The sequence below is a fragment of the Microcoleus sp. Pol12B3 genome, assembly GCF_036701355.1.
In the GTDB taxonomy this organism is placed as follows: domain Bacteria; phylum Cyanobacteriota; class Cyanobacteriia; order Cyanobacteriales; family Microcoleaceae; genus Microcoleus.
The window spans coordinates 1-25,840 of the sequence record NZ_JAUBQS010000079.1 but is presented as its reverse complement, the minus strand read 5'-3'; the positions used below and the strand labels follow the sequence as shown (position 1 = coordinate 25,840).

Annotated in this window: 26 protein-coding genes; 11 read left to right on the top strand and 15 right to left on the bottom strand. The window is 45.4% G+C overall.

Features of this window, described 5'->3' with window-relative positions:
* The first annotated feature begins 130 nt into the window (after window positions 1–130).
* The 4 genes from QUA53_RS25795 to QUA53_RS25780 all read left to right on the top strand — a co-directional run bounded on the left by QUA53_RS25795 (window position 131) and on the right by QUA53_RS25780 (window position 2,805).
* Window positions 131–1,201: an Mrp/NBP35 family ATP-binding protein gene (locus QUA53_RS25795; RefSeq protein WP_333100498.1), complete on the top strand. Its 1,071-nt coding sequence runs from the start codon at window positions 131–133 to the stop codon at window positions 1,199–1,201.
* A 131-nt stretch (window positions 1,202–1,332) separates the two neighbouring features.
* Window positions 1,333–1,524: an NAD(P)H dehydrogenase subunit NdhS gene (locus tag QUA53_RS25790; protein WP_006631389.1), complete on the top strand. Its 192-nt coding sequence runs from the start codon at window positions 1,333–1,335 to the stop codon at window positions 1,522–1,524.
* A gap of 167 nt (window positions 1,525–1,691) precedes the next feature.
* Window positions 1,692–2,360: an HAS-barrel domain-containing protein gene (locus QUA53_RS25785; protein WP_333100500.1), complete on the top strand. Its 669-nt coding sequence runs from the start codon at window positions 1,692–1,694 to the stop codon at window positions 2,358–2,360.
* A 142-nt stretch (window positions 2,361–2,502) separates the two neighbouring features.
* Window positions 2,503–2,805 carry a Rieske (2Fe-2S) protein gene (locus QUA53_RS25780; protein ID WP_333100501.1) on the top strand — a complete coding sequence of 101 codons (303 nt, stop codon included), beginning with the start codon at window positions 2,503–2,505 and terminating at the stop codon, window positions 2,803–2,805.
* Window positions 2,806–3,010: 205 nt separating this feature from the next.
* On the opposite strand, the gene QUA53_RS25775 is transcribed toward QUA53_RS25780, so the two are convergent.
* Together QUA53_RS25775 and xrtO are read right to left on the bottom strand one after the other, a co-directional pair.
* Window positions 3,011–5,911 (bottom strand): TIGR02921 family PEP-CTERM protein, encoded by a 2,901-nt coding sequence (locus tag QUA53_RS25775; RefSeq protein WP_333100503.1) that lies wholly within the window; start codon window positions 5,909–5,911, stop codon window positions 3,011–3,013.
* Window positions 5,889–7,475 carry an exosortase O gene (xrtO, locus tag QUA53_RS25770; RefSeq protein WP_333100505.1) on the bottom strand — a complete coding sequence of 529 codons (1,587 nt, stop codon included), beginning with the start codon at window positions 7,473–7,475 and terminating at the stop codon, window positions 5,889–5,891. The genes QUA53_RS25775 and xrtO overlap by 23 nt, the downstream gene beginning before the upstream one ends.
* Before the next feature lie 127 nt (window positions 7,476–7,602).
* On the opposite strand from xrtO, the gene smpB reads away from it, so the two are divergent.
* The 3 genes from smpB (at window position 7,603) to QUA53_RS25755 (ending at window position 9,732) form a co-directional block, all read left to right on the top strand.
* Window positions 7,603–8,070: an SsrA-binding protein SmpB gene (gene smpB / locus QUA53_RS25765; RefSeq protein ID WP_006631384.1), complete on the top strand. Its 468-nt coding sequence runs from the start codon at window positions 7,603–7,605 to the stop codon at window positions 8,068–8,070.
* A gap of 709 nt (window positions 8,071–8,779) precedes the next feature.
* The gene (locus QUA53_RS25760; RefSeq protein WP_333219835.1) at window positions 8,780–9,505 is read left to right on the top strand and encodes a tetratricopeptide repeat protein; all 726 of its coding nucleotides are present in this window, start codon (window positions 8,780–8,782) and stop codon (window positions 9,503–9,505) included.
* On the top strand, window positions 9,502–9,732 hold the full coding sequence (locus QUA53_RS25755) for an Osc7112_2153 family protein (protein WP_333100508.1): 231 nt from the start codon (window positions 9,502–9,504) through the stop codon (window positions 9,730–9,732). The genes QUA53_RS25760 and QUA53_RS25755 overlap by 4 nt, the downstream gene beginning before the upstream one ends.
* 282 nt (window positions 9,733–10,014) lie before the next feature.
* On the opposite strand, the gene QUA53_RS25750 is transcribed toward QUA53_RS25755, so the two are convergent.
* The 9 genes from QUA53_RS25750 to QUA53_RS25710 all read right to left on the bottom strand — a co-directional run bounded on the left by QUA53_RS25750 (window position 10,015) and on the right by QUA53_RS25710 (window position 18,636).
* Window positions 10,015–11,463 (bottom strand): IctB family putative bicarbonate transporter, encoded by a 1,449-nt coding sequence (locus tag QUA53_RS25750; protein WP_333100509.1) that lies wholly within the window; start codon window positions 11,461–11,463, stop codon window positions 10,015–10,017.
* Window positions 11,464–11,761: 298 nt separating this feature from the next.
* Window positions 11,762–12,649, bottom strand: coding sequence for a histidine kinase dimerization/phospho-acceptor domain-containing protein (locus QUA53_RS25745; RefSeq protein WP_333100510.1), 888 nt, complete (start codon window positions 12,647–12,649; stop codon window positions 11,762–11,764).
* 157 nt (window positions 12,650–12,806) lie between these two features.
* Entirely contained in the window at window positions 12,807–14,249 is a 1,443-nt protein-coding gene (locus tag QUA53_RS25740) for a 1-acyl-sn-glycerol-3-phosphate acyltransferase (RefSeq protein WP_333100511.1), read from the bottom strand.
* A gap of 574 nt (window positions 14,250–14,823) precedes the next feature.
* Window positions 14,824–16,830, bottom strand: coding sequence for a ribonuclease R family protein (locus QUA53_RS25735; protein ID WP_333100512.1), 2,007 nt, complete (start codon window positions 16,828–16,830; stop codon window positions 14,824–14,826).
* 111 nt (window positions 16,831–16,941) lie between these two features.
* Complete coding sequence (locus QUA53_RS25730; RefSeq protein ID WP_333100514.1) at window positions 16,942–17,136, bottom strand: hypothetical protein; 195 nt, start codon at window positions 17,134–17,136, stop codon at window positions 16,942–16,944.
* A gap of 6 nt (window positions 17,137–17,142) precedes the next feature.
* On the bottom strand, window positions 17,143–17,358 hold the full coding sequence (rpsR, locus tag QUA53_RS25725) for a 30S ribosomal protein S18 (RefSeq protein ID WP_006631377.1): 216 nt from the start codon (window positions 17,356–17,358) through the stop codon (window positions 17,143–17,145).
* A 168-nt stretch (window positions 17,359–17,526) separates the two neighbouring features.
* Window positions 17,527–17,715 (bottom strand): 50S ribosomal protein L33, encoded by a 189-nt coding sequence (gene rpmG / locus QUA53_RS25720; protein WP_190658616.1) that lies wholly within the window; start codon window positions 17,713–17,715, stop codon window positions 17,527–17,529.
* 38 nt (window positions 17,716–17,753) lie between these two features.
* Window positions 17,754–18,287, bottom strand: a complete 534-nt coding sequence (locus tag QUA53_RS25715) for an RDD family protein (RefSeq protein WP_333100515.1) — start codon at window positions 18,285–18,287, stop codon at window positions 17,754–17,756.
* 106 nt (window positions 18,288–18,393) lie between these two features.
* Window positions 18,394–18,636 carry a DUF7219 family protein gene (locus tag QUA53_RS25710; protein ID WP_333061297.1) on the bottom strand — a complete coding sequence of 81 codons (243 nt, stop codon included), beginning with the start codon at window positions 18,634–18,636 and terminating at the stop codon, window positions 18,394–18,396.
* A gap of 540 nt (window positions 18,637–19,176) precedes the next feature.
* On the opposite strand from QUA53_RS25710, the gene QUA53_RS25705 reads away from it, so the two are divergent.
* Window positions 19,177–19,674: an anthrone oxygenase family protein gene (locus QUA53_RS25705; protein ID WP_333100516.1), complete on the top strand. Its 498-nt coding sequence runs from the start codon at window positions 19,177–19,179 to the stop codon at window positions 19,672–19,674.
* A gap of 56 nt (window positions 19,675–19,730) precedes the next feature.
* Here QUA53_RS25705 and QUA53_RS25700 read toward each other — a convergent pair whose 3' ends face one another.
* Window positions 19,731–20,150, bottom strand: a complete 420-nt coding sequence (locus QUA53_RS25700) for a hypothetical protein (RefSeq protein ID WP_333100517.1) — start codon at window positions 20,148–20,150, stop codon at window positions 19,731–19,733.
* A gap of 65 nt (window positions 20,151–20,215) precedes the next feature.
* Here QUA53_RS25700 and QUA53_RS25695 point away from each other — a divergent pair, with 65 nt between their 5' ends.
* Complete coding sequence (locus tag QUA53_RS25695) at window positions 20,216–21,298, top strand: IS630 family transposase (RefSeq protein WP_333100518.1); 1,083 nt, start codon at window positions 20,216–20,218, stop codon at window positions 21,296–21,298.
* Window positions 21,299–21,660: 362 nt separating this feature from the next.
* Here QUA53_RS25695 and QUA53_RS25690 read toward each other — a convergent pair whose 3' ends face one another.
* Together QUA53_RS25690 and QUA53_RS25685 are read right to left on the bottom strand one after the other, a co-directional pair.
* A complete protein-coding gene (locus tag QUA53_RS25690; RefSeq protein ID WP_333100520.1) occupies window positions 21,661–22,005 on the bottom strand; it encodes a DUF4087 domain-containing protein in 345 nt (114 codons plus the stop codon).
* A gap of 34 nt (window positions 22,006–22,039) precedes the next feature.
* Window positions 22,040–22,552, bottom strand: coding sequence for a hypothetical protein (locus QUA53_RS25685; RefSeq protein ID WP_333223141.1), 513 nt, complete (start codon window positions 22,550–22,552; stop codon window positions 22,040–22,042).
* 192 nt (window positions 22,553–22,744) lie between these two features.
* On the opposite strand from QUA53_RS25685, the gene QUA53_RS25680 reads away from it, so the two are divergent.
* Together QUA53_RS25680 and QUA53_RS25675 are read left to right on the top strand one after the other, a co-directional pair.
* Window positions 22,745–23,452, top strand: a complete 708-nt coding sequence (locus tag QUA53_RS25680; protein ID WP_333100522.1) for a hypothetical protein — start codon at window positions 22,745–22,747, stop codon at window positions 23,450–23,452.
* 222 nt (window positions 23,453–23,674) lie between these two features.
* Window positions 23,675–24,553, top strand: coding sequence for an SGNH/GDSL hydrolase family protein (locus tag QUA53_RS25675; protein WP_333100523.1), 879 nt, complete (start codon window positions 23,675–23,677; stop codon window positions 24,551–24,553).
* A gap of 123 nt (window positions 24,554–24,676) precedes the next feature.
* On the opposite strand, the gene QUA53_RS25670 is transcribed toward QUA53_RS25675, so the two are convergent.
* Window positions 24,677–25,576: a DUF4436 family protein gene (locus QUA53_RS25670; RefSeq protein WP_333100524.1), complete on the bottom strand. Its 900-nt coding sequence runs from the start codon at window positions 25,574–25,576 to the stop codon at window positions 24,677–24,679.
* Window positions 25,577–25,840 lie beyond the last annotated feature (264 nt).

Genomic DNA, 25,840 nt, shown 5'->3' with positions numbered 1-25,840 from the left:
AGCGGAATGAAGCGAAAGTTTCACGTTCCGTTTTGAAGGAGAGGTAGGAGTGGCAACACCCCTATCGACTCTAACAAACCTGCGATCGAAAATTCGCAAACCCAATTGCAGAGCTATGGTGGAGAACACAATGCCCAATACACTCGATGTTAGTTCAGTCTTAGAAATCCTGCGACCTGTGCAAGACCCCGAACTGCAAAAGAGTTTGGTGGAATTGAACATGATTCGTAACATAAAAATTGACGGCGGTGTCGTCAGTTTTACTTTAGTGCTGACAACGCCTGCTTGCCCGCTGCGAGAATTTATTGTCGAAGATTGCCAAAAAGCGGTCAGACAGTTGCCAGGAGTCGAAAAAGTGGCGGTGGAGGTGACAGCCGAGACGCCCCAGCAAAAGGGAGTGGTCGATCGCCAAGGCATTGAAGGAGTGAAAAATATTATCGCAATTTCCAGCGGCAAAGGCGGCGTCGGCAAAAGCACGGTGGCGGTAAACGTGGCAGTAGCGCTGGCGCAAACCGGCGCTAAGGTGGGTTTGCTGGATGCGGATATCTATGGGCCCAACGACCCGACAATGTTGGGTCTGGGGGACGCGAAAGTGATGGTTAGGGACGGGAAAAGCGGTGAAAGCCTCGAACCCGCCTTCAACTACGGCGTCAAATTAGTGTCGATGGCATTTTTAATTGACAAAGACCAGCCCGTAATTTGGCGCGGCCCGATGTTGAACGGGATCATTCGACAGTTCCTCTATCAGGTAAATTGGGGCGATTTAGACTATCTGATTGTCGATATGCCTCCGGGTACTGGAGACGCGCAGTTGACGATGGCGCAAGCGGTGCCGATGGCTGGTGTGGTGATCGTGACGACGCCGCAGACTGTGGCTTTGTTGGACTCCCGCAAGGGGTTAAAGATGTTCCAGCAGTTGGGAGTGTCGGTGTTGGGAATTGTGGAAAACATGAGCTATTTTGTGCCGCCGGATATGCCCGACAAGCAATACGATATTTTTGGTTCTGGTGGCGGGGAAAAGACTGCTGCTGAGTTGGGAGTGCCGCTGTTAGGCCGCATTCCGCTGGAAATTCCGTTGCGGGAAGGTGGCGATTCGGGGGTGCCGATCGTGGTGGGGCAACCGGGTTCTGCTTCAGCCAGGGAGTTGCGGGCGATCGCGGGCCGCATTGCCGGTAAAGTTTCCGTAGCAGCCTTAGCCTAACAAACTCTCGTTTCTGGGCTTTGCCTCGCGTTTTCCTGTACACGAAGATTTGCCTAGTTCTCAGGCTCTGCTTGGGAACTAGAAACGAGAAAAGGTAAACTATAACCAGCAAACTTAACATTCAAAGAATTATGATTTTTCCAGGTTCGGCAGTTCGAGTTAAAGATAAGGGTGAAATTTACTACGCCTTTCAAGGACAAGTCCAGCGAGTTAGCGACGGAAAGGTCGCGGTACTGTTTGAAGGCGGGAATTGGGACAAGTTGATTACGTTCCGGCTGTCGCAGTTGGAACTTGTGGATGCTACGGCTGGTCGCGTGAAATAGTCAGTAGTCAGCGGTCATTAGTCATTGGTAATTGGTAATGGGTAATTAGTCATTGGTAATTGGTAAAGTACCCAAGACCAGGCTACTAACTGAAGACCCTTGACAACCAGCACAAAACCAATGGCTAATGACTACTAACTAATAACTAATAACTAATAACTAAAACTATGCGTTTACCTTTACCCCAGTTTGCTACAAAAGAGCGCCATCCCGATCGCATTGCTGAGGTAATCGAGACGGCAACTTCGGAGTTTTTGGCTCAATGTTTGGAACCGGAAGACTTAAGCTTTCCTGTGATGCCGCCTTTTGGGAGTTGGGTGAAGGCGGAGGATGAAGAGTCGAAAAATCAAATTTACGGCGTGGTTTATTACGCTACGACTAGCCCGATCGACTCGGTGCACAGAGCTCGCGCTTTGGGTTTGTCGCTGGAAGAGTTGCGGGAAGAACAACCGCAGATTTTTGCGATGCTCAAAACCGAGTTTCGAGTGGCGATTGTGGGGTTTGAGGCTGCGCCGGAAAGGTTCAACGGTCACGGCCCATCGAGGGGTAAAATTTATCAGTATTTGCCGCCGCGCCCGCCACAAATTCACCAGGCGGTTTATCGCTGCGAACCCGATGAGGTGATTGATTTTACCGTGCAATTGGATTTTTTGAGGACGCTGCTGGGGGTGGCTAATGCGCCGGTGGATGCGCTGACGGCGGCGGCGATTCGGGAGATTTATCAGTTGCGGATGCGCGATCGATCTTGGTTGGTGGAAGCGGGGAGGAGTTTGAGTGTTTTGCTGAAGGATGATTATGACAGGTTGCGGGTGATTTTGAGTCAGATTCATCCGTAGGGAAAAGCTGGAATAAGATAATCTGGACTTACGCAACAGTGGCTTGACACGCTACGGATAGCAGTAAGGTGTGCAAAGCGCACCTTACATAATTAGGTTCTACGTCAGTCCCGATCTGGTTTTTTGTGAGGAAAAATATTTTATGTGGGTAGAGGTAACACCGCTGAATCAAGTTCCCGAATCGGGTGTCTTGAAGGTAAAAGTTGACGAAACTTCAGTGATTTTGAATCGTCAAGGCCTGAATGTCACTTGTTACCGCAATGCTTGCACTCATTTAGAATACCCGATCGACATGGGTAAGGTAAGCAGCGGTATCATTACCTGTCCGTTTCATAAGTATCAGTACAAATTAGATACTGGTAGATGTTTGAATGCACCCAGCGATGCCCTGGAATCTTATCCGGTAAAAATTGAGGGCGATCGAGTTTTTGTAGAAATAGATTAGTTATTCGTTATTCGTTAAGTCCGACAGGGGTTTAAGCCCCTGTCTCATAGCTACAGTCGTCTCAAGACGACTGTAGATTAATATTTGATATCAAGTCCGGCTTAAATACCCCCTCACTCTCTTTGTCTGTGGAGGCAGACTTTGTTTGACAAAGAGCGGTTTCAACCGCCGAACCATCGAGGGCGTAGCCAACCCTGATTTATTTTCACCCTACCGTTTTCGCGCGTCGCTGGCGGACGAAAATCACCAAAAGCCCGATCGCACCAACCGCCAACAGCAGCCATTCTTCGGGTTCAGGAACCCCCGAAACATTCAGAGGATTATTCGGCTTAGTTAACTCCTCCTTACCCGATTCTACCTCCCGTTCAAATCGATCGCTCTTAGCTTCCGCTGCTTTTAGCTGTTCCCTTTGCGTGTCATTAACTAACACAATCATCGAAGAATAAGGCGTCACCACTTTGAAATTTTTAGCTACTGCGTGCATCGCATCCAGTTGCGTCAGTTGATTTGAACTTTTCTGCTTGCTAAGTGCAGTTATCAACTGGCGCGCAGCTATCGGTTTAAAGCCTTGGTTTCCGGTATCTTTTAACTCTGCAACTGGCGCCGATTTAGCGGTTTTTTTCGACTGCGGGGTTTTGGCATAACTCCAAACATAGCCGTCAACAACGCTAACTGTAGATTTGCCCGAAGCTGCTGTGGTTGCTACTCGCTGCATCGCCTCTTTCATATCCGTAGCAACTCCGCCGCCGCTATCTTGAATAGCCTTTAAAGTTGCGTCGTCGTAACCGGGGGGCAAACCTCCCAAATGCACTGTCCATAGGGGTGAAGAGATGGAAAGTTTAAGTTTGCGATCGTCCGACAATTCGTAACTATGGCGATCGCTCACGACAAATACAGTATCGTAACTTTTATCGCCCCGCAACTGTGCAAACTGTTGCAGCATATCTTTGAGCTGAATCTTACCGTAAAATGTCAGCTTTGTCGCATCGAAATTGCGTACATATCCCACAAACTTAGGTGGCATTCCGGCAGCGCTGGCGACATACAAATCAACAGCATTTTTGCCTTCTGCATTAGCTTTCAACCATTCAAAAGTCTCTTTTACTTCTTTATTTTCCGCCGCCATGCTGCGAGAAGTATCGAGAATCACTGCAAATTTTTTGCCTTGCGGTAACGAGTAATTTGCATCAGCCAACGGCTTAGCAGAAATGATATTTCCTCCCGGTAAAATCGCCTGCTGCGCTGTTAGAGGTTGCTGTGCGGCTGCGGACAAAAAGGGTGGCAGCCAAGTTTCTATTGCTTCTTTCCCGCTGTATTTGACCTCTTTTCCGGCGATCGCGCGGCGAGTATTTTGGTTCCAAAAAATGTTGCGTTTCTCAGCCAAAACAGGCATAGCCCAACCCTGCGGCTGGCGCATGACTTTGTAAGTAAGCCACAGGTGCATTTCCGTTGGCCCTTCTGTTTGGGTGAATTCTCGTTTGGCCGGGATTGGAAAAGCGCGCAAGCGGTATTGTTTGGGGCCAATTTGTTCTAGCAAAGCCGGATCGACTCTTTCTACTACCTGTTGGTTGTAGACTTGCTGGGCCGCACCGCGAGGCGATACAGTAAATGCAAAACGTTTGTTTAAATCGCCAGTATCGCCCAGCCAAACTCCTGTAACTGCGGCGCTTTCCGGCAGCGAAAAGTAGTAGAATACTTCTTGCAAGTTCGGCGTTTGATTTTTGTAAACTTCGTAGAGTTGAACGTCAGCCCAGTAGCCGTTTTCTTTGACAGTCACTTCTTGCGATTGCAACCATACTTTTTCCTGATTGACATTCAGCAAACCCGCTTTAGCTTCTTCCTGGTTTGAGGTTGACTGTACCGCGTGTTTTACTGCTTCTGTGTCGCCTTTTTGCAGTTCCGTATCGAAGAATTCGCCGTAGAGTTTTTCGGCTTTTTCCACATCAGCACTAAAGCCTTGATACAAAAACGGCGACATTAAAAAATTATAGCTGTTCTGCAAAGTTTGAGCCGCGCCGTCAGGGAAAATCCAACTATTTTTGTATATCTCATAAATGTGGTTGTTTTCTCCTACAGTGCTCAGGTAGCGGTAAGGGGACAAATAAGCGTTAACTAAGCCCGCTCGAATCATATCAGACTTGGCTAATAAAGTTTGGCGGCTGCTGTCGTTTGCGGGGTGATTCGCTAGCATTTTCAGTGCTGCAACTTGTGGCTGCTGCTGCAAAGCGGAGAAAATAGCCAGCCAAGCTGCTATGACTCCCAAACTTCCGATTAGCGCTTTATTTTTCCCGTATTGTGCAGCAAAACTCTGCCATATTTTCCGCCCGGAATGAATGTAGAGAAAGCCGTATAGCGAAGGCATGACAACGAATAAGCTACAGGTTAAACCAAACAATATAAACGATAGCGGTATCCAAATTAAAGCCGAGGCCCACGCCCCGTATTTAAACATTTCCAGAAATTGTGAAACCCATGTAAACTTAAAAAATTGAATGACGACAAATAAGAGTCCATAAAGTGTATACAATGCCACAGGTACAGCGTAATAAAGCAGCAATGTTGCCGCCCAAGTGCCAACTACTACCATTAAACTGTGACATCCTAATTGCAGCCACGCACTTCGCTTTTCTCCGATTAATCTGAAAATACGAGGCTGTTTATTATGGGAATTCTGGGAATCGAAAATATTTTGAACATTTTCTCTTTTACCCAGATATCCGTACAGCATTTCCACTGAAAATGCTGCTATGCACAAAGCAATAGTAGCGATAATCTGAGAACTAGCTGGAGTGAGTTCTCGTAGCAGGAACAAGCGGAGCAAACAAAGTAAAAATAACGGTGCTTCTACGCCGTAAAACCAACGCATTAGCTGTAGGGGTTGCTTGCTAAAACGCCTCGCTCCTATTACTGTACATACGGTGGGTACTGCGATCGTAGCTGCCATCGTCAAAGAAAACTCTAGCGGGATGGTGCCATCGATTGTGGCCTTAATTAATGGCCCTCCTATAATAGGCAAAATTCCCAAGTAAACAATCGACAAAAAGGTCAAGTTCCAGATCCAAAAAATTGCTTGAAAAATTCCATCAAATACCTGTTTGATTTTCATTTATTTGTCCTGACAAGCTTTGTTTAACGGTAGTGTATACATCACTCACCAACTCTTTTACTTCATAATTTTCTGCTGGTAGCGAACTGTCAAATAAAATGGAAACTAGCACCCAATTGTGATTTTTGTGAGTGATATCACTGCCGATACGAGAGATGAAGTTATCGGTAGTTAGCTGTGCAGATTGCAGCCAGTATGCTGCTGATAATTGGTAGTTTTTGAGAGACAGCCAGCGCCCTGTTACTGAAGGAGTTAGTTGTTTTTTTTCTATGCGATTGACGGGAATTCCGCTCGCTACAAAACACAACTCCGGGGCGTGATAAGTTTGCCAGGATGTGCTCGCTACTGTGAGCATGGAACCGCGCAAGTTGCCGGCGATAAATCGGATTTTTTGTGTTTGCGTGTCTGGATAGTTGCCAAAGAATTTTTGTTCGCTAGGATTGAGGGAAATCGACTCTGATTTAATGTATTCAGGTAATGTTAAAGGTGCGATCGCCATTTTTGACGTTTCTACATGAGACAGTTGAGCCATGACTGCCAAAACTGTCACTGCTGCAATTATTCCGGGTTTTGCTAAAGGGTGATTTGGGAGTATTCCTGAGTTTGGTTTTGCAGAAATACCGCTGGTTTTTTTTGGCTGAAATTTCGGTACTCGTTGCAGCATTAACCCGGTCACAAAACAAGCACAGACTAAACCGACTATCCCCAGAGGAACGTGCATAATTTGTGCTAGGTTGGGCTGTTTAAACACTTCTGAAACCAGGACTAACACGGCAACCCGCGCAGCGTTAGCACACACCAACATTAAGAGATTAGCAGCGCCGACTGCTACCCATCTTAAACTCAATTTACGGCCTTCCAGCCAGGTAGCAGCTAGCAAAAATAGCGTTCCGACTAATAGGGTTTTAATGCCACTACAAGGCACGTCAACGTGAGCTATGCCGTTTTCCAAAACGATAATATCATAAGAAGAAATAGCTCCAATGTGCAGCATTGAGAGCAACTGTTCTACTACCTGAGCAGTCAGCACTCGCGCCGGCAAACCTAATCCGCTATTCAACTGACTGTTGAATGGTAAAATACAAGCCAGCAAGCCCGCAACTGGCAAGTTTTTTTGCCAAAAGTTCTGCTCCACCAATAAGCCGCACAGCCCGTAAGTTCCGAGGATAAATAGCAGGACATTAACTTGTTTGATATCAATTATATACTGAAGGGCGATCGAGCAAATACCCGCACCCAACATCAACAGCAGCGGATATCGCCTCAAAACGAAATTGGGTGAAAATCCTGGCGGGCGATCCTCTTCGAGGGCTGCGCTAACGGAGTTCCCGCTCGATCGCACTACTAATGCTACAATCAAAAAACCAATTACTATCTTGTACAGTGTGGGTATCTCAACAAACGAGGATAACAGCCACTTAACTGCCGAGATATTGGCCCAAAACCAAGCAAGGGCTAACAAACAAGGAGCCAGCCAAACCAAATTAACCCCAGAATTGGGACTGACAGCATCTGGAAGGTCAGAATTGGGAATATTGGTGCGCTGCATGATACCGCTTGACATTCAGGTTGGTGACATCTTAGCTCAGCAAAATTAGTAATGTCTAGACCGGTTATTTAAGTTTTGTCAAGCTTCGATTTTCTCTACAGAGAAGCTAGCGTTATAATAATTAATTTTAGCGGAGGTAAAAATGAGCGAAAAAAGCCCAGGATACAAAATTGTTAGCGATAACCGACAAGCGCGCCACCTCTATGAAATTATAGAGACATACCAAGTGGGCATAGAGTTGAAGGGAACCGAAGTCAAATCAATTCGGGAAGGAAAAGCCAATTTACGGGACGGATATGGCTTAGTTCGGAACGGCGAACTGTGGCTGATCAACGTTCACATTTCGCCTTGGAGAAGTGCTAGCAACTATTTTAATCACGAGCCCCGCCGCACCCGTAAATTGCTGATGCACAAGCAGGAAATTCGCAAATTAATCGGCAAAGTCGAAGAAAAAGGTTTGACTTTAGTGCCGTTAAAAATGTATTTGAAAGGCGGCTGGGTAAAACTCGATATCGGTTTGGGTAAAGGCAAAAAACTGTACGACAAGCGCGAAGATTTGAAGAAACGCGAAGACAAGCGAGATATGGAAAGAGCTATGAAGCAATTTTAGTCATCCGTCATTAGACATCTCCGAAAAAGAAACTGAAACCTTTGCTACTCAAAGGGTGAAATTGAATTTCGGAAGATGTTTATTAGTCAGGAGTAATTAGTAATTAGTGATTAGTGATTGTCCCTAGGGATGGATTATTTTAGCTCGCGTTTGGTTAATTACTTATCATAATATTTCTCAATATCTGCCCTTCAGGATTTTGAGGGCTTCCATCGTCACTACAAACTTAATTAGAGTTATTTCACCGGAGTCCATCCCATCGGCTCTCTTGGGGTTGTGCTGGAAACGGTAGTGTGAGCGCCTCCCTCACCCACGCTTTCGGACTCCTACCACCAGAAGTTTTATTTTTATAATCGCCTAAAACTCAGGCGAGCCATCTTATCTCCTAATACAGTCGCATATGGACGATCCTCGCGTAACAAGTAAGTATTATTACTTATCGATCGCCAACAGTCGTGCCTTCTTCCGGGTTCCGGCTTCCCGGTTCTTTTTTTTTGAAAATATCCGGATGGCTTGTGGAGCCCCATGAATGATTAACCTATGCTCGAATACATCTGTGTAGTGGGGCTTTACCCAACCATTCGGCTGTCGACTGACAAACCCTTATGAGAAATCGGCTCAAACCTGAGCCATTTCGTAAGATTATGACGCCATTAGGGTGGCAATTAAATATGGCAAGCTAAATATCGCCCAAATCTCAAGTTAAAAAATGCTAAAAATCACACCATTAGCTAACATTTTCAATGCCATGAAAGAGCCAGCAAAAAAGCATCACAACTCCAGGTGGGGAGCCTTATTGCTGATGCTAGCAGTAGGCTTTAGCGGCTGGAAAATTGCTTTGCCGGAACTGGCATCTTTGTTTAATAATATTGCGTTTGAAAACTACAAAGCCAATCGATTAGCGGATACTCAAAAAGCATATGAGTTAGCCCTCTGGGTAGATCCAAAAAGCCGAACAGCTCTTTACAATTTAGGATGGCTTTGCGAAGAAGTACAAGATTTACAGTGCGCCAGAGGAAAATATCTGCAAGCTGCAAAACTCGGTCTGCCTGCTGCTTACAGCAATCTGGCTCGATTATATATAGTCGATCAAAAAAACTATCCGGCTGCGGTTCACTTCCTGTGGCAAGGTTTGAAATTAGCTGAGGACGATCAAGTAAAATATTCTTTACTCAAAAACTTGGGATGGGCTCGCCTGGAACAGGGTCGATATTCAGAGGCATTGCAACATCTGAATGAAGCGATTAAACTTGATAGTGAAGGACCCGCAACTTACTGCTTAAAAGCGCAAGTCCTAGAAAAAATGAAAAATACGAAGGAAGCGCTACCGCAGTGGAAAATTTGTCTAAAGTATGCGGATTCTCAAGAATTCGATGAGGATATATGGATAGGGATGGCACGTCAACGATTAAACGAGGAAAAAACAAATAAATGAAACGCACAGTTTTGTTTTCATCAACCATACTGGCAATTATAACGGTACTGGAGCTAAGTCAAGCCTCAACAGCACTGCCAACTCCTTCGACTGTTAAAATTACCGTTAATGAATCAGTCGAAACGCCGTTCGACTCCAATCAAGCGAGGAGGTGGCGGTGCAGAGATAGAGATGGTGGAAAATATCCGTGTCCCAGATTCATCATGCCTTCGGAGAGCGAAGAATAAGAGTTATTTTCAATAAATTTTGTAGAGTGTACCATCACCACTTTACAACAACAGGTATGTAGTATGTATTAGTAGTATGCAGGGTGCGCCCTCCGCACCTTATAGCATTTGAGATGCGAGATTAAGAATTGAAGAATTGGAAATAACTTATGGCTATAATGGTTTGCAGCTTGCATAAAGCTGCATTCTTTTTTTTGCACTGATATAACTCTTAATCATTGCTGTGTCGGCTATTGCTGGAATCCGCACTGGGCGGGGAGAAAGCCCCGCCAGCAATTTTATCTACTCGGCCTCCGTCAAAGCTGAATCTTGGTGCTGCTGATGCGAGTTGCTGTAAAAACTAGCAATAATCGCCACCATCAACCACCAAAGCATATTAACTTCCGGCCGGTACCAAACTGTATCGACAAAACCGTGGGCCATCATGCCGGCTAAAGTTGCGATCGCCCCAATCAACCAAAACCCCTGATTCGATTTGAGATTTTGGATTTGAGCTTCTTTCTCTAAACTAGAGATTTTAAATTGTGAATCCCGCAGATGTTTGATCTGCAACAAACCTTGATTGACGGTGACAGTCATCAGCCAAAGGAAACACATTAAACCGATAAAACCGGTTTCCACCGCAATTTCCAGCAGCACGGAATAAGCGCTCAAAGCAGTGAATTTGGGCCTCATATAAAGCGGATAAACTTTATTAAAAGCAGTGTTTCCCGGCCCAATTCCGAGAATGGGTCGATCGCGAATCATGTCAACCACCGCCGTCCAAACATTAATCCGAAAATTGTTACTGCTGTCACCTCGGCCGATAAACATACTCGAAACTCGATCGCGCAGAGGCTCCACTAAAGCCACTCCCAAAATTAAGGCTCCCGCCAAACCTCCTAACCCTAACGGCAGCGCCCAATTTCGCCAGAACCGAGGCATCAAAGGGCTGTACCAGTACCACAGCAGCACTAAAAATACCACCAGTAGAGCCACAAAACCGATCCAAGCACCCCGGCTGTCCGTGTAGCGCAAACACGCGCAATTCACCACCAGCATCGTCAGCGCTAAAACTTTTGTTCCCCATCCTTTCCACACAAAAAGTGCGGCGGCGCTCAATGCAATAGCAGGCAGCAAATAAGAACCCAGCAAGTTTGGATTGCCCAAAAAGCTGTAAACTCGCGTGACATTGGCTTGAGTAGAAGTCGGATCGTTCCAAGTAGCTAATGGTGGCACTTTATCAATCCACTGCCGCACGCCGTAGAAACTGACAATTAAAGAGACGTTCAAAAATACGGCAATTAACCACGATCGCCAACGGGGCGATCGCAATATCCGAGCCATCAGCGCAAAAAACAGCAAATACAGCGTTAGCTTGCTCCAACCAGTAGCAGCGGCGACTTTCACCGGCGACATCGCCGTTGCGACAGTGGCTATGCCCCAGTACAGCAGAACCAGCAAATGAATCGGCGTGAAGGGGATCTCGCGATCGTCCGAAACAGTCAGCAGCACCCAAAACGCAGCGCTAGCCGCCATCAACACCCCCACCAAGGCATTGTTTACAAACGGCGCCAAACCGAAAGTCAAGGCCAGCAAAACAAAACCCAAGGGTTCGGCCCACTGCATCAGCCAGCTACTCTGCCGCCAACTGCGTAAAGAGCCGATCGCCAAATTGAATAAATAACTTCTACTTTGCCACTGAGAGAGCGGCAAATTTGCCAGAGTTAACTGTTGCCAAACTGAATTCATTTTTAGATTAATTATTGGTAATTGGGAATTGGGAATTGGGAATTGAGTCTAAAAGCATGGACAATTGGTAGTAACTCCTATCTTGCGCCATTCTTCCTTAAGGCTTTTCTGGTCGGCTCCCCAAAGAATAAATTTCTTGTGGGGGGAACGCGATGCCGCGCATAAAAGCCTTATTGAGAATGGTGCAACATCTCAGTATTAATTAACAAATGACTTGTTTCTTCTTCCTTCTTCTTTCCATCCGTTACATCCGTTACATCCGTTAGAAAATCCGTTGCCGAACTTCCTTCTTCCTTCTTTAACCTTCCAACAATTCCGTAGCATTTGTGCAGGGCAGCCAGAGCACGTAGCGATATCCAGATTCCGGGGTGCCTTGAATTGAGAGTTCACCGCCTTGAATTTCCACCAACTGGCAGCAAAGCAGCAGCCCCAAGCGTTCCCTGGCTCCATAACCAGCTAACACCGGTGCGGTATCCTCGGCATTCTGGGCCACCAAATCCGCCAACTCAGAAAACGCCAGCGTTAATCGCTGCGAACCCTGTGTCGGGAGTGGCGCTTCGAGTCCGAGGGAGTCGGTTTCCGAGTGCAATGGCGAACCGCTAAGAGATCCGGCCTTCAACAAGTAGTCGGTGTAGAGTTTAGCATGGGGCAAACTTTCCCCTAACCAAGGATGAAAAACCCAAACTCCAATGTTGATACCGTCTTCTTTCCGAGAAACGTGGACTCGAATCACGCTGCCTGCGCCAGCAGATTGAATAATGCTAAAAATTAAGTGGTGCAGCATTTGCTGAACCTTATCTTTATCCACCAACCAGATGCGCGACCCGGGCCCCATCGACAAATTAATTTCTTGCTCTCGTCTACTTGCCACCGACGACAGGATTGTCACAACCTGTTGGCACAAAGTTTCTATATCGACTGCGGTTCGCTTCAAGGTGAAAGCGGAATCGTCTAGTTCTGCCAGTTCCAAAATTTCTTCAACTAGCGATCGCAAAGAGCGGCTGCTGTCTTGGATCACGTCAATATATTCTTTTTGCTTGCTCGTTAAGGGGCCATAAATTTCTTGTTTCAACACGCTTGCCATGCCGAGGACAGAAGTGAGCGGTGTGAGCAATTCCTGCGCTAAATTATTCAGCAGTTTTACTTTAATTGAGTTAGTAGACAAATTGATAGGTTTGTTAGTCATCGCTAATTTTTATTGGTTCATTGTCGAGCGAGGGTTTGCGGTTCATTAGACCTATTCCAAAAGTCTATAACAATCTGTTTATAATTCACCACAAAAAAACTTAGTGAAGAAAAATATATATTCCTTCTTCCCTAGAAGCTCTTCCTTATTTGAGTAATTAAGATTTAATCATTGCTTCTAAAGCTGATTGCAAGTCTTGAGTGAGTTCGGCAACTGCTAACCTGCGGCTGGTTTGATATCGATCCCAACGATCGCTCACTGATATAGGTTCGCCCACGGTCATTTGTACCTGCTGTTTGCCCAACTTCGGTCTGCCGAAAGGATTTCCCCCTTTGATGCGAGCCAGTACGTCCCACAGCAGTAAAGTTGTTTCTGCCAAACGTTCTGCTGTCAGTTGTTCTGCGACGTACCTGCCCGTGACGGACACGAAACTTTCTACAAGTCTCATGTGCCACATCCGAAGGCTTGCTTCTTCAGCGAGGCGATCGGCTAATCCTCTTTCTAAGGGAGAAAGTGCTGCAATATCTTTGATATCTTCTCGGTAAATATAATCCCAGCCTGCTTGTTCCACACGGCGGCAGCGGTCTATTAAACTGCCTTTGGGCTTTAAGTTAAAATATTCTTCTGCTACTTGCAAACCCACGTCTAACAGGGCTTTCAGTCGAGCCATCATTACTTCATTTCCCGAATCATTTCCCGTTTTTTCTGGTAGCGATAATGATGTTAAAATAGATGTTTCAGGCTGTAAATTTTTATGATAAAAACGGCTGTAAAACTCTTCCATTACTGCTAGTAAATGGCTGCCCAGTCGAATCAGGCGCAGATATTGGAATTTATGATTGTGGTTTTCGGAATCGGGATTTGCGGTCTCTAAATTAGCGAGATCGGTGCGTTCTAAGGGTGGCAGTCCGCAATCAATTTCTAATTGAGTTAAAAGTTTTTCTAGGGGTTGCCAAGGTGGGTTGACATAGCGGTATTGAATGCCGATCGGCACAATTAAAACTTTTTCAGTGCGTCCGGCTTTCAGCAAATCTTCAACGCACCAGAAGCCCATTTGAGCAATTCCCGGTTCAAGGGGACTAACTATTTCATTGTGACCGTTGGTAGCGCCTTCTGGGGCGGCGGCGATCGGGAATTGGCTGTTGGCAAATAAATTGCGGGCCGATCGCAATCCGACGCGATCGATCTTCCCGCGAACAATCGGAGTGCCACCGAGTTGGGAATACAACCAGCCGACTCCTGCACCGGCCCACAGGGGAATGCCGCGATCGTAGATAAAGTGGGAATGTACCGGGAATTGCAGGGGAATGCCTTTGGCGCGCGCTGCCTGGGGAACGAGTTTCCAAATTAGTTGTCCCAAACAGTAGGGATCGTCTGAATTGGGGTGGCGGAAGGCTAACAAGAAGCGAACTTTCTGATTTTGAAATTGGTGGAAGAGTTCGGCGAGGGTTTCGACATTTTCGGCTTGAACGTGGCTGATACTCGTCCGAAATCGCAGCCACCAAGGGAATATTTGCTTACAACCTTGCATCACTAGCGGGTTGTAGGCTGGGGGTATGAATTCCAGCGGCGGCTGAACTTGGCTAATTGAATTGGGCATTTTGGGATTTTAAATTTTAGATTTTAGATTACTAGGTTGGGGTAAAAACTGCCAATTTTTAGAATGCTGAAGTTTTTTTATTAACCGCAGAGGACACAGAGGACACGGAAGAAGAGAGGAGATAGCAAAGCGTGTCAATTTAACGTCAAAAGTATGACCCGTCTTGGATTGAATATCATGTCGAGTCGATCGACCCCAATATTTTGGTCGGGGCGGGTTTACGGGGTTTCTGGCTTATATTACAGATCGGGGGTGAACTAACCCTGACAAGAATTACGATTATTTTACAGGACTAGATATGAAACCATCATATTTTTTACCCCCCTGTCCTTGACAAGGGGGATGCGAGGGGGTCAATCAATTTTAGATTTTATATTTTAGAATTGAAGCATTGATCCCACGGATAAATTCGAGGGCTTGCTTATCGGATACAGGTTTTTTATCTCTCCACGGAAGAATCCGGGGGCTTGTATCCTGGATGCTTTCGGTCAGAAACTCGACTAAAAACGAGATTTATTCTCAGTTTCAGCCTTGAACACAAATTTTTGCCATCCAAAATCTAAAATCTAAAATCCTATTGTGCGGCTTCAAATATCATTTCTTGGAAGTTAATGATATCCGATCGCGGATCGCAGTGGGTGACTTTGACTTCTAGCCGATCGCCTATTTCGACCGATCGACCAAATCGCATTGCCAATTCTAAACCCAACTCTTCCAATAAAATCAATCCCAGATTGCTGTCTTCCCTCAACCAGCGCAGCATTAAAGCTTCCCAAACTTCGTCTGGGTTGCGCCGCAAATATTCCAATCCCCAATAGCGGTTAGTTTGGCGTTCGACAGTGGATGCTTCTTTAACTGCGGTGCCGAGACACATCACAATGTCCTGTATTTCTTCAGCGGAAAAAGGCAGTGGTTCGCCCCGCAGGTGGGCTTTGATTTGGAAGTGAGTCAGCAAGTCGGTATAGCGGCGGATCGGGGAAGTAACTTGAGTGTATAATTCCAAACCCAAGCCGGCGTGGCGTCCGGGGGTAAGGCCCATTTCGCTGCGGGGCATACACCGGCGCAGGGCGCAAGCGCGGGCGGGGCCTGCGGGCACGGCCAGCAGTTCTTCATCGGGAGGAAGTTCGGGCTGCGGCTGATAGCGGTAGGGTATGGGCAGGTTGTGAGCTTGACCGTAGCGGGCGGCTAGTTCGCCGGCTAAAATCATCATTTCGGCTACTAGCATCCGGGCTGTGGAGTCGTCGATAACGTGGATTTTGATGTCGTCGCCGTTGACTTTGATGACGGATTCTGGCATGAAAATGCTGATTGCGCCTTGGGCTTCCCGCCATTTTTGACGCAGTTTGGCCGCAGAGGCGATCGCTGCTATTTCTGGTTCTGCTTCGATTCCCAACTCCAGCATTTCGTCTACGTCATCGTAGGTCAAGCGGTAGGTGGGTTTTATGGTGCTGATGTGGATGCTGTAATCTTGAGCCGCGCCGATTTCGTCTAAGGTGACGCTGAAGCTGAGCGCGCTGCACTCTTTGCCTTGAATTAAACTCATCGGCCCGGTTGCCAAAGCTGGGGGAAACATGGGGATCATTCCCGTGGGCAGGTAAACCGTAGTGGTGCGCTTTCTGGCTTCGAGGTCGAGTTCGTCTCCGGGGGAAAGCAGGCGGGTGGGATCGGCGATGTGTATCCATATCCGCTGCTGGCCGTTTTCGAGGAATTCTAAGCTGAGGCCGTCGTCGATTTCGGTGGTGCTTTCGTCGTCGATCGTGTAAACCTTGAGGTGAGTTAAATCGAGACGATTTGTGTCGGAGTCGGTTGGGGGATTTTCTAGGCAGCGTTGGGCCACTTCTAATACCTTTGCGGAGAATTGTAGGGGAATTTGGCTGCGCCGCAAAAACAGGTTTTCGTGGGTACTCCACAGGCCGAGATCGACTAGGAGACCAAATGCTGCTTCGGGGTTTTCGGACCGTTGTAAGCTGGCTAAAGTTTCTAAGGCTGGGGTGCGGTGCGTTGCTTCTTCTCCGAGGAGGGCAAAGCGTTCTAGGGCGTCGAGGCGAGTTCGATCGCTGTGTTCCCAATCTACATTTTCCCCTGCCAGCCGCTGTTTGACTCGATCCCAAAATCCTTGGGATTCTTGGTGTCGCTGCTGTTCTACTTCTTGCTGGTGTTTGATTTCGGCTACTTGGGCTGCCGGTCGCGGTTCGTAGCGATCGCCCTTTTGTTTGAAATACAGTTTGTCTGTTGATAGCAAACAGTAAGCCGCGTAACACTGGGCGGGACTGCGTTCCGAAAATAGCAGCATTGCCAGGGCTTCGGGATCTGTGGTTTCTCCGTCGCCGACTAAAAGTTCCCAAGCGACTTCCAAACTCGACGGATCTGAGTATGCTTCTACTTCTTTGAGAAATTTGGGAATATCGGAGGGTTTGTAAGTTTCTCCGACTACTTCGTAGGTGATTTGTTTGGGCGGTATGCTGTGCGGTTGACCGTTTTCGTCTACCACGACCCAGTTTTTCTTGCCGTCGGGGCGATCGGCAACTGCCAGACGGCGGTCGCCGTGCACTCTAAATTCTACTAACGTTCCCTTCTCCACTTGCCAGCTTTATATTTGAGATTTTGGATTTTTACAGTAGCCACTTATCGAGTTTCGAGCTTGCGATTTTAGATTTTGGATATTGGCAATTTTTCTGGTCAATTGTGAAAGTTAAAATCTAAAAAGTTGTTTTTTCTTCTTGCTTTTTTTTAACTTCTGACTTGTGATTAAGACTTGCGCTGCGGCTACTCTTAACCCTTTTTTGCGATTATTTAGCTGCATTCTTGCTGCACTATTAATGACAGAAAGACGTTCTTTTTGCGCAAGTCTTATTCCCAGTCCAAAATCTAAAACCCAAAATCCCAAATCCTGTTAACCTTCTTGGTTTACGAAGGGCATCAAAGCTACAATTCTTGCTCTTTTGATGCTTCTAGTCAGGTCTCGCTGCTGTTTGGCAGTCAAACCGGTAATCCGGCGGGGCAAAATTTTACCGCGTTCTGTGACGTATTTTTTGAGTAAATCGACATCTTTGTAGTCGATAGGGTCTCCAGGTTTGATGGGCGAAACGCGCCGGCGAAAGTAAGTCATGGTTTGTTGTTTGTTGACTGTTGTTTGTTGACTGTTGATTGTGAGTTTTTAGTTATTAGCCGTTAGTTGCTAGCCGTCAGGAAAGCATTGGTTAGTTATCTGCTTTTTGCCGATCAATATCAATTGCCAACAACTGATGACTGATGACTAAGGACTAATGACTAATCACTACTTGATCTCTTTGTGGGCCGTGTGCTGGTTGCAGTGGGGGCAGAACTTTTTGAGTTCCAGCCGCGCCGTCGTGTTGCGACGGTTCTTGGTGGTGGTGTACCGAGAGACGCCTTTTGAGCGTTTGCTTACGTTTGTACGGCACTCAGTACACTCTAGAGTAATTATGATGCGGACGCCTTTAGCCATAATTCTAAATAAATTTCGACTAATTTAAACACAATTTATTATCTTCTCACATTGCTCTGCACTTGGTCAAGCAATCTTCTAACTTTGATGTCTAGGGAGTAGCCACGGCGGGCTCCGACGATCATCGTCCCGCCGATGCGATCGTGGAAAGCTTGGGGAAACCTTTCGGTGGAGGTGAGGGCAACGCTACAGTCGATCGCCAGGGGCAGAATCAGCAGCAAGACGGCGGCGTTGGTAGATGTGATCCCAGCTATACCTGCGAAGGCTAAGGCGGCGCAAAAGCCCAGTAAGGCTTCGCGCTTGCAGAGTTCTTGCACTCCGGGAGTCCGGTGGAATCTGGTATCGGCAATTTTCATGTCCAAGGCCCAGCGCCCGATACTTTGACCTTGGTTTTTCCTGACGATGGCTACGCGCAGGATCAGCCACAGCAAAACAAAAAATATCGTTTGGACGATCGCATTAGTGCCCAGAAGCAAACTGGGCAGCCAAACAGCGATTCCGTCGATGCAGAGGGCCGCGGCGCGGCGGCCGAGGGATACTTTGGGAAGGAGAGGAACTAGGTCGGAACTCATAGGCAAAAAGGTCGATCGCCACTAGCTACTTTTTCATATTAAGCGGTGGATTAATCGATCGGCATCAATGGGGCGTAACTCAACTTCCAAGCCAACCGCTAATTATTCAAGCTGAAAATGGATTTTCGCCAATTCCCAACTGCTTTTTCGAGTTTTCCACTTCTTCCCAAAGTTTTTGTATTTGAGTAAATGCCTGTTCCACAGAGATTTTACCGTTAGATGTCAAGGAACTGATGTAACCCACTCGCTGAGAAAACTCTTGTAAATTCGCATTAAATACCAAATTCTCTGGCTTTACTTCACCGTAATAGCGATTTTGAGGATATAAAAAATTTGAATTTGCTACCATTGCTTTAACCTCGCCTGAAAACTTGTTTCCTGAACTAATAGATATTATAAACCGCGATGACCTTCTAAAGTTGTGTTGTAAGTAGCAGAAGTCATGTGACATTTGGCGAACTTTTTTGTGATGGCTATTACACCGACAGATCGGGGGAACAAAAACCTCCGTAATTTCACTTGTACAATTTACGCAGGCGGGGTCAACAACTAAGTTTCTGCCTTAAGGCTTATAACTTCGGATTTGCCGTCCCAACCAGGTTTTTGTTAGTGCAGGACTGAGTTATTGAAATAAGTGACAAAAAAACCAAAAATGGATAATATTATTGCAGACATCAATAGTTAGATTTTTAGTAAAAAACTGCATAATGTCTGCAAATGCGCGTCATCAGAGCATGGTAGTGGTTGAAAACTTAACTTTTATTTGCGGTCTGCTTTCCACCCTGTCCATTTTACATCAAGTTGCTCGGCTCAATATCAAGGTTGAAAATGCAATGAGACAATGCACTAACAAGGCATTGGACAGTAATTCGCAGGAGGTTTTAGGACAATGGTTGACTACTCGCTTTTCACATTGAAGCTTTTCTCGGCACTAGGCAGCGGGCTGATGGCTGGAGTCTTCTTCGCCTTCTCGACGTTTGTGATGAAAGCCCTTGCCCGACTCCAACCAGCACAGGGTATTGCCGCTATGCAAGCCATCAATATAACGGCGATCGCTCCTTTATTTATGACGGCGCTATTCGGAACGGCTGCCGCTTGCATCTTTCTGGCTATCTCGTCGCTGTTAAAGTGGCATCAACCCGGTGCCTCTTACTTGCTCCTTGGCAGCCTGCTCTATCTTGTCGGTACTATAGGAGTGACGATCGCGTTCAATGTGCCGCTAAATGATGCGCTGGCGACTGTCGATCCAAGCAGCACTGAGGGTGCGAGCCTATGGGCTAGATACTTGAGCGACTGGACGTTCTGGAATCATGTTCGGACGGCTGCGGCGCTTGCGGCATCGGCTTCACTTACCATTGCGCTCTGTTATCGAGCGGTACAATTTTAATTTTACATTTTTAATTTTGATCGATCGCGGGATAGATGCGATCGCAAAAACGAAATTTATTGAGGAGGGTAATTATATGGTTGTGCTGGTGGGCGGTCATCTTGATGTTGCTCATAAGCGTCTTTATTTGAATTAAAAGAAGCAAATAAAATAAACATTATTATCAGTAGTATGATACCTCCACACCCAGACGAAGTATTTTTTTGAGAAGGATCATCCTGTAATTGATTTGGGTTTTCGGTATTATATTCAATGTTTTGAGTAATATCTTGGGTATTATATTCAATGTTTTGAGTAATATTTTGGGTGTTATATTCAATGTTTTGACCAGTTCTATAAACTTCCCTAAGTTTTATTGCCGCGTTTGGATCGCTAAGATATTCAAGATATGCACAGGCAAACTCAACAATTGCTGTTGTATCTACACCTCTTCTACTTTTCCATACCCATGTTCCGTATTGAGTTACATATAGCAATCGCAAATGGTTTGTAAACCATCAATTATGTATAATGAGGTAGGTGAATCTAAGTAGGAGTCGAAATGTCACCCAATAAATCGTCCGAAAAATTCAGAGAGCATGAAGTCCAAGCTTTATTAGAACTAGAAAGTTTTATTGCCAGTAATCCCAACCCAAGAGAACTAAAAAGAGCCGTAGCTATCCGCATGCTAATGGAAGGTATCTGCCGAGAAACCATTCAAACTATTTTAGGAGTATCATCTCCCTTTATCAGCAAGTGGAAAATCAATTATGCGTTGCTCTTAATTGAAGGATTGCGCTTAAAACATCAAGGTTCGCAGGGACAACTTAAGCCAGAAGAACGAGAGGAAATTCTCCAATGGTTAACCAATCAAAACCACTGGGATTTATCCGCCCTACGAAACTATATAGCCGAGCGGTATCAGATTGAGTTTCAATCTAAAACCAGCTACTATCAACTCTTTAAGTCAGCCGGAATTAGCTGGAAAAAGTCTCAAAAAAAGAACCCCAAACGGGATGAAGAACTGGTCAAAAAAAAGCATGAAGAAATTTGTAAAAATCTGGAAGAACACCGGGAAGCTATAGAGTCGGGAACGCTGGTGGTGTATTTAATTGATGAGTGCCATCTTCTCTGGGGAGATGTCTGTGGTTATCTTTGGGGAAAGCGCAATGAGAGGATAGAAATACCGCTAGTGAATGAAAGAGAAAAACAAACTTATTATGGCGCAATAAATCTTTTAAGAAAACAGTTGGTTCTGCGAGAATATGCGAGTGCAAATTCCGAAAATACGGTCGCTTTCCTCAAGGATTTACAATCTTTAAATCCGGCAGCGCGACATTTGATTATTTGGGATGGAGCTAGCTATCACAGATATAAAGAGATGAAAGCTTATCTAGAAGAAATTAATCTCGGTAAAGAGAAGGATGAATGGCCTTTAACTTGTATATTGTTTGCTCCCAATGCTCCCGAACAGAATCCCGTAGAAGATATTTGGCTAAATGCCAAGACTTGGTTGAGAAAATTTGGGAAGCGTCTGAGTTCTTTTTCCTTAGTTAAATGGTTCTTTAATTTTACCATACAGGAGCAAAGTTTTGACTTTCCCAAGCTACACAAATTTGGTGATTTTGAGCCAACATTCTCATGAAACTACTGCTCGCTCGAACTCTCGATCGATTTATGAATGATTTACGATCGCTATATTTATTGATTTTTTGTTTTCCTTCCTTAGATGTCTTAAAATTAGTAGGTGCTTTATTAGGAGGTTTCCCTATTGCAGTGTAAAGATTAGTAAGAGAAACTTGTTTATTCTCAATTGTTATTTCAATTCCATTAGAAATTAAGTTTGCCATAATTACACCAGGATTTTGAATTACTTAAATTTTGATCTTTGCTGCTCCATCATCAATCAACTGTTTTACATCTTTATCAACTGGATTATCTAGGGGTAGATAGGCACCTAGGATGCAGCGATCGATCGCACATAGTCATATAGTCATGGCTTTAATTTCATTCTTTTGGTAAATTTGGATCTTCGCGACAAGTCGAGAGTGGTAATGCTTCACCGCCTTGAATCGTGATAATCCTCATCCGACTGCTATCTACAACAACATTTAAACAAGCACAGTTATATCCGTGATTGCCATTGGTTAAAACAACTTCTTTCCCATCAGAGATGGGAATGGTATCCATTCCTTTAGGTGGAGATTTACCTTGCTGTGAGATAGTCCAAGTGCCATCTCTGTCTTTTAAATACCAATTTTTAGGTGTGGGATTTTGCAACCATCCACACCTAGTTTCTGTAGCCTTAACAGGCAAAGCTATGACAGAAATAAAGGAGATGATAGCCAGCATAAGCAAGCTTCTTTTCATAACTCTAATCATTTCATCACCTCTTTGGTAAAGTATCACTACAACCAGCTTCTTTAAATTGTTGAAGCAACCGATTTCTATCCGCTGGGGGAAGGGAACTCATTAATTTAGCTGGAGTGACTAGCGGTTTAGGCCAAGCGTATACGAGCATACCAGCTTCATTATTTCTAATCTGAATAAAAACGACTCCTAAATAGTTGCCTTGTTGAATGAGACTCGCGAAATTAGTGGTTTTGATGGATTTTCCAGAGATAGTTCCTTGAGCAAAACTTATCCCCATGTCATTTTCTGTGGGAATAAAAGTTTCTATAATACAAACTTTACCTTTAAGAGTTGAAGGGTAAATATTTTGAGTTTCTTCTAGTGCCGTCCATTGACCGAGAAAAGGTGCTACATCAGGATTAACTGGCAACCAAGCTCTAACAAACGTTTTCAATTCCTGAGTCTCCGTTTCATTACGGCGGTCTCGAATATAAAAATCACGATTCCCCGGCGACGGCGAAGCCACAAAATTGCGAAACCGATTCATTAATTGCTGCAATTCATTCTCAGTTGGGTATCGTTTAGATTGTTGTGCAATAATTGGTAAACAGGAACCAAAAATTATTAAATTGACCATCAAGGCTACTAGCCGGCATTTTCTCATAAGTAATACTCTCAAGTTCTGTTAACCCTTAATTTACCCGCAAATCAGCACATCTCCTCCTTGCTCGTAAAACCTATGTATAAACCACCACTCCCACCACCCCAACTCGATCGCACGCCAATCACCTCCGATCGCACTGTGCTAAATAAAACATACGCGATCGGCAAAAAAGCAGAGCGTCACAATTTGGCAAAACTAATGACCTGTGCGATTATATTACTGCCTGCAAACCTAGCTTTTTCTGCTTCTACTTACTTAGGTAGCGAACTTAGTGCTGAGGCTGACAGCGCTAAATTTACTCAAAAGGTTAACATCATCCTGGCTCAAAATAGCACCCAGGTTCCGCTGAGCATTCGGTATGGTGGGACAGAAGCTAGGGGAGGCTTTGTCCTCATGCGACTTACTGCACCGAATCGAGATACAACTCAACCGGCTTACGGTGGCAAGCTTGGTCTCTACGATGTTCATCTTGCCAAAATGTTTGAAACTTCCCATTTTTTGTGCCAGCAGTTTAGAGGCGTTCCCGGTTATGAATGGGTTTATTCAGCAGGTAATGGAAGTATTCGCATGGGAAACTTTAGAATTCCCTGTAGTTTAGCTAGCGAAACGGCTTCAACTTACGGCTTAGGTAAGCCAGAACGCACAAGCATTGCCAAAGATACCGAGGGCGGCCCTCCTGAATCAGATGTCTATTCTATTCCGATTTTAGACATCACCGGTTCTAAGGTTCAGCGGTGGATGAATTTTGTGCAAAATTTTAAACCAACTAGCAGGGATATGTAGCCACCTGCGAGACTAAACGCTCAAACCTGCAATAAGCGTCATTTCTCAGCGTTCGACCGATCGCAACTCGACTCATCTGGCCAAATGTCTCACGCCGAAGTCCAGGATTGTTTGCAACTATAATGGAATTGATGGCTCACTCTCAGAAGACTCAGGCTAAAATCTAGGATTAAGGTGAGGACACGCATCAAATAGGCTCTTTTTCATTCTTCCTTCTTCCTTATGTCTCTCAATGTGCGTCAAGCGAAGCTATCCCGAAGAAAATCGCCCCGTCCCAAACCCCGGCTGAGGCAAGTTTTAATTAGACTTGCCATCGCCGTAATTGCTGCTATTATCGCCTTCAACCTTCCTCACTCTTTAATTCCAGTGTTTAAAGAATCCGTATCCCAAGCAGCGCCGGCACCAGAAATCCAGAACTTGCTCGCCGGCAAGCGCAAAATTGTGATAGTGGGCGACAGCATCACCGAGGCAGGTAAATACCCCGGAGGTTACGTTTGGCTGCTGCAACGCTATCTGAATGCCCTTTATCCCGATCGCACCATCGAAATCGTCAACGCGGGGATCGGCGGTAACAAATCGACTGATATGCAAGCGCGCTTCCAGAAAGATGCGATCGACCAAAAGCCAGGTTTAGTGATGATTAATGTCGGAGTCAACGACGTTTGGAACGCTTTCTTCGACTTCCCAAACAATCAGTTTTATCCGGAAGGCAACTGGTCCGCGGGAGTGCAAGTGGCAGAATATCGGGAGAAAATAACTCAAATGGTGTTGGCCGCCAAAGCCGCAGGAATTCGAGTTGTACTGCTTTCTCCTACTCTGATAGGGGAAAGTATCGACGGCCCAGAAAATCGCAGGTTGCAACAGTATGTTGCCGCGATGCGAGAAATTGCGTTAGAGAATCAGTGCTTGTTTATTGATTTGAATACGCCTTTTCGGGAAGTTATTGGCACGTATCAAAAGCACGCGGGCAAGACTCTGAATTTGTTGGCTGCAGATGGAGTTCACCCGAATCCGTCGGGGTATCAAATTATGGCTTTTACTATTTTGCGAGGTTTGGGAGTACCCTCAAATGATATTGAGAATTTAGAAGTCAAAAAGTGAATCTTTGAATTTAGTTGATTGTTGACGGTTGGCTGTTGACTGTTGACTGTTAATTGAAAGTCTCCAGGGTAAAATCCCGCTGATTTCTCTCTGGACTTAATCTTTCAAATCTCAAATCTCAAATCATTCAATTGGCGGATGATACCGCTTCAACCAACAACTACCGATAATCACCAACGCCACCACAACAATAATTTCCGTCCAAAAAAAAGAAAGGAAATCGCTTGCAGTTCCCACCGGAGGCACCCCCGGCTGAGCATTGCGAATCGCGGGAAAAGCAAACAGCATGACAGCAGTCCAACTCAGCATTCCCACTTCCGGCAACTTGCCTGATTTCATCACTTTCAATGCTAGCAAAAATGCCATTATTGACAACACCCACATGATCACAATAATCACTAAGGCAAAGAATTTGACCGGGAGCGATCGAGTTGCAGAAACATCAATATAAATAAAGATAGATGAATTCTCCTCCATCGGCTTATAACTGATGTCGAAACCTGGAACGTCGGCATTAAACTTAAATTCCAGCGGCACGGGATTCAGTTCAAATGGAGCAAACTTTTTACCGATCGAAGGCAGCGGGTCAATGGAAATAGCTACTTTAGCAATGTGCCTATCAAACGGGTAATTGTTAATTTTTCCTTTGACTAAGTTAAACTTCAATGCAGGGACAATCATCGGTTTGCCTTCTTTAAAGGTAATTTCCGAATCCTGTACATTTGCGCCGTTAACTGTCATTAACAAGTCTTGAGCCGGGTAAGTTGGCCCTTTTTTATAGATACCTTTGAGTTCAAACTGCAAGCGGGCTTCTAGTTCGTTTTTAATGGGATCGACGGCAATTAATGTCATTTTGACCTCAACCAACCCTTTGGACGCTACAGTGCTTTCTGGAGATGGATTGTAAGGCTCTTGAGCGTTAGCATTGTGAGAGTAAATAGATAAGATGATTGCGAAAATTGCGAGGAAAGTGCAAATTAAAATAAGTATTTTTTTTAAATTAAATGTGTTGATAGTTGGCATTTATTATGATATTTTTCATCTTGAATAGTTGTTAGCACTCCCGGCAATCCGCCAGGGGTCTCAACCCCTGGCTCATAGCGAAAGTCGGTTGAAACTGAGATCTTGCACCATTCTCAATTAGCCATACGGCCAACCACTAACAGTGATGTCAAAACCCTGCTGACGAGCTAAACTCTGGGTGCGATCAATATTAATTAACAGCCCCAAAACTACTAGAGATGCCAACAAAGTTTCTCTCGCCAGTAGCGCCGCGTCTCCCCAATC